This is a genomic window from Prevotella sp. P5-92 (assembly GCF_002251245.1).
In the GTDB taxonomy this organism is placed as follows: domain Bacteria; phylum Bacteroidota; class Bacteroidia; order Bacteroidales; family Bacteroidaceae; genus Prevotella.
This window is the reverse complement of record NZ_NPJG01000041.1, coordinates 1-2,583: the sequence shown is the minus strand read 5'-3', so window position 1 is coordinate 2,583 and position 2,583 is coordinate 1. Positions and strand designations below refer to the sequence as shown.

Below are 2,583 nucleotides of genomic sequence, written 5' to 3'. Positions count from 1 at the left end.
ATGTGGAGGTATGTCCCGAATGCGGAGAAATCAAGATAAGCTACAACAGTTGCCGAGACCGTCATTGCCCCAAGTGTCAGAACAAGGAGCGTGAGCAGTGGATTTCTTTCCGCAGGGAGGAGATTATCCCCGCGAAGTACTTCCATGTGGTATTCACGGTGCCGGATTGCCTGCATCCTATAGCCATTAACCATCAGGCTGCCTTCTACGATTGCATGTTCAAGGCCGCGTGGGCCACAATTCAGACTTTGCAAGCGAGAAGGGGCTGCGTACAGGCATGACAGCCATTCTTCATACGTGGGGATCCAATCTGTTCTACCATCCGCACATTCACTGCATTGTGCCGGGTGGCGGGATGGACAAACTCGGTATGTGGCATCATCTCAATGGTTGTGAAAAGAGTGACTTCCTTTTTCCCGTGCATGGCATGAGCGACAAATTCCGTGGAAGATTCATGGCTCTGCTCACAAGGAGGCTGAAGGAAGATGGCTTCGTCATGGCTAATTACATACGAAAACAGTGCTTTGACAAGGATTGGGTCGTTTACTCCCGTCCTCCCGCAAAGGGAGTGAATCAGGTATTGGAGTATATTGCCAGATATGCATATCGTGTGGCGATAACCAATTCCAGGATTCTAGACGTGACCCACTCAAATGTCTCATACGACTACAAGGACTACAGGAAAGGCGGCAAGCATGGAGTAATGACCATGGAGATTGGCAAGTTTCTCGGTTTGTTGTCACTGCATGTTCTTCCCGACAGGTTTGTGAGGATACGCCACTACGGCATACTCTCACCATCCAACAGGGATGCACTGCGCAACATACAGAAGCAGCTCGATGTGCCGCCCGTGCCGAAAGAAAGGACAAAGAAGTCATATCTTGAGATCTGTCAGGAGAATGGTTGGGAGATTGGAGTCTGCAAAGAATGCCACTGCCAGCGTATCATCATAAGGATTATAAATCCAGCCCCGAGAGCCCCACCATTCCTTCTCATGCGTATGGGTAACTAAATGTGGCAGTCCGCGAAATGCTTTTCTTCGTGGACAGCCTCTTTGTGCCCTAACGCGTCGTAAAACACTGGATATTGTATCATTTGTGGCATGATTTGAGATTGTGACATCTCTGTTTGTATATATTCTAAGAGGTACAAGTCCGTTTTTCTCATCCGTAAGTTGCCACTTGCCTTTTGGAAACCATGCAAAAACCAACATCTTTCCCCATAATATTCTGATTACATTTGCGGCGGACGTGCAACGGTCGGCGCTTCATATCGCCTTTCAGGCGAGACGAAGCCTATCTTGTTTCCAATTGTTGGGCGTTTCCCTTTATTCACTCCTATAGTTACATTATGTTTTATGGATAGATTTATACCAATTCTTTCAGCATTTATGTGAGTGCCATGAGGATGCTCCATTTTTATTCCTCCTCCTATCTTACATTGTTTATTATCAAAATACAAAGGATAACTGCCACATATCAACTTAAAAGGAGCACTAATATACCCTAATCTAAAATATAAAAGTTCCTTTAATTCTTTACGCATAAAAAGTAAATCGAAGAATGATGATTGATAATTTGCAATATCTTGTTTGAACAGCAAAGCATTTTCATCTTTGACAAAAAGCTTAAACTTCAGCATTAAATACAATGGAGAAATTCTTATACTACTCAAGAATAATCCAGTAGGTCTTAAAAGTTCTTTCAACATAACACAAACTCATTTTACTTTTATACCATAAATTCTATTAGCCATTGCAAGTTTTCTTCCTCTATCAAATAATACGGATGATTTTGACAGCCTTTTATACCAAACAAGATCGTGGAGACCTTCAAAAAAAGCAACGAAATAAATTATTGCTGATTTTACATTCTTATTTTTGATAAGTTTCAAAGAATTTTTTAAACCTTGAAAAAACAAAATAATGCAATATAATATTATCTGATTTAATGGAAAACTTCTTGTCAGTAAGAGTCTATTCCTAAACGATGCTACACGCTTCCAATCCGCAACAGAAACAAATTCCAATATGCCTCCCAAATGTTTAATACCATAATCTCTTGATAGTTTTACCACCTTGAGACCATTCAAATTTGTGCGTAAGCACAAGTCATCTTCTTCTCCATACATAAAGAAATTCTTTTCGAAACCATGATTCTTTTCTATGCATTTGCGTGTAATAGCCATAAAACTTCCAGAAACAGTAGGTACTCGAAATTTTCCTTCTTCATATTCACCTAATCTTATGTTGTTCTTACGCATCATCAAGTTATATAGTCTAGAATTAGTCATTATAGAGCCTTTGACAAATTGTCCATCCTTCTGCCTATTCCAGATGAGAGGAGCTAAAATACCTATACTTGAATCATCTTTCATTGTTTTCCACATATCGCGGATACAAAATTCTGATTCAAAAATGACATCATTATTTAGAATGTAAAAATAATCATATCCCAAATCCATACATTTTCTTATCGCTATATTATTTCCTTCAGCATACCCCCAATTAAAATCATTAATACAGAAATAAAGATGTTCAAAATCTGAGAATTCATCTCTCAAGAGATTTATGCAATCATTAGT

4 protein-coding genes are annotated in these 2,583 nt (G+C 39.6%); 2 read left to right on the top strand and 2 right to left on the bottom strand.

The window, feature by feature from the left end; genetic code table 11:
- Both CIK99_RS04295 and CIK99_RS04290 read left to right on the top strand, forming a co-directional pair.
- A partial coding sequence (locus CIK99_RS04295; RefSeq protein ID WP_173805303.1) for a transposase zinc-binding domain-containing protein occupies positions 1–281 on the top strand: 281 nt, incomplete at its 5' end.
- On the top strand, positions 278–1,012 hold the full coding sequence (locus CIK99_RS04290; protein WP_094380147.1) for a transposase: 735 nt from the start codon (positions 278–280) through the stop codon (positions 1,010–1,012). The genes CIK99_RS04295 and CIK99_RS04290, both read left to right, overlap by 4 nt.
- A gap of 221 nt (positions 1,013–1,233) precedes the next feature.
- Here CIK99_RS04290 and CIK99_RS04285 read toward each other — a convergent pair whose 3' ends face one another.
- Entirely contained in the window at positions 1,234–1,710 is a 477-nt protein-coding gene (locus CIK99_RS04285) for a hypothetical protein (protein ID WP_144007896.1), read from the bottom strand.
- Between the two features lie 9 nt (positions 1,711–1,719).
- The coding region (locus tag CIK99_RS04280) for a galactosyltransferase-related protein (RefSeq protein WP_094380144.1) at positions 1,720–2,583 on the bottom strand (864 nt) is incomplete at its 5' end.

Bases quoted from the DNA above. Each gene is read 5' to 3' on its own strand.
- CIK99_RS04290 (WP_094380147.1), top strand. From the start codon at position 278: ATGACAGCCATTCTTCATACGTGGGGATCCAATCTGTTCTACCATCCG.
- CIK99_RS04285 (WP_144007896.1), bottom strand. From the start codon at position 1,710: ATGTTGAAAGAACTTTTAAGACCTACTGGATTATTCTTGAGTAGTATA.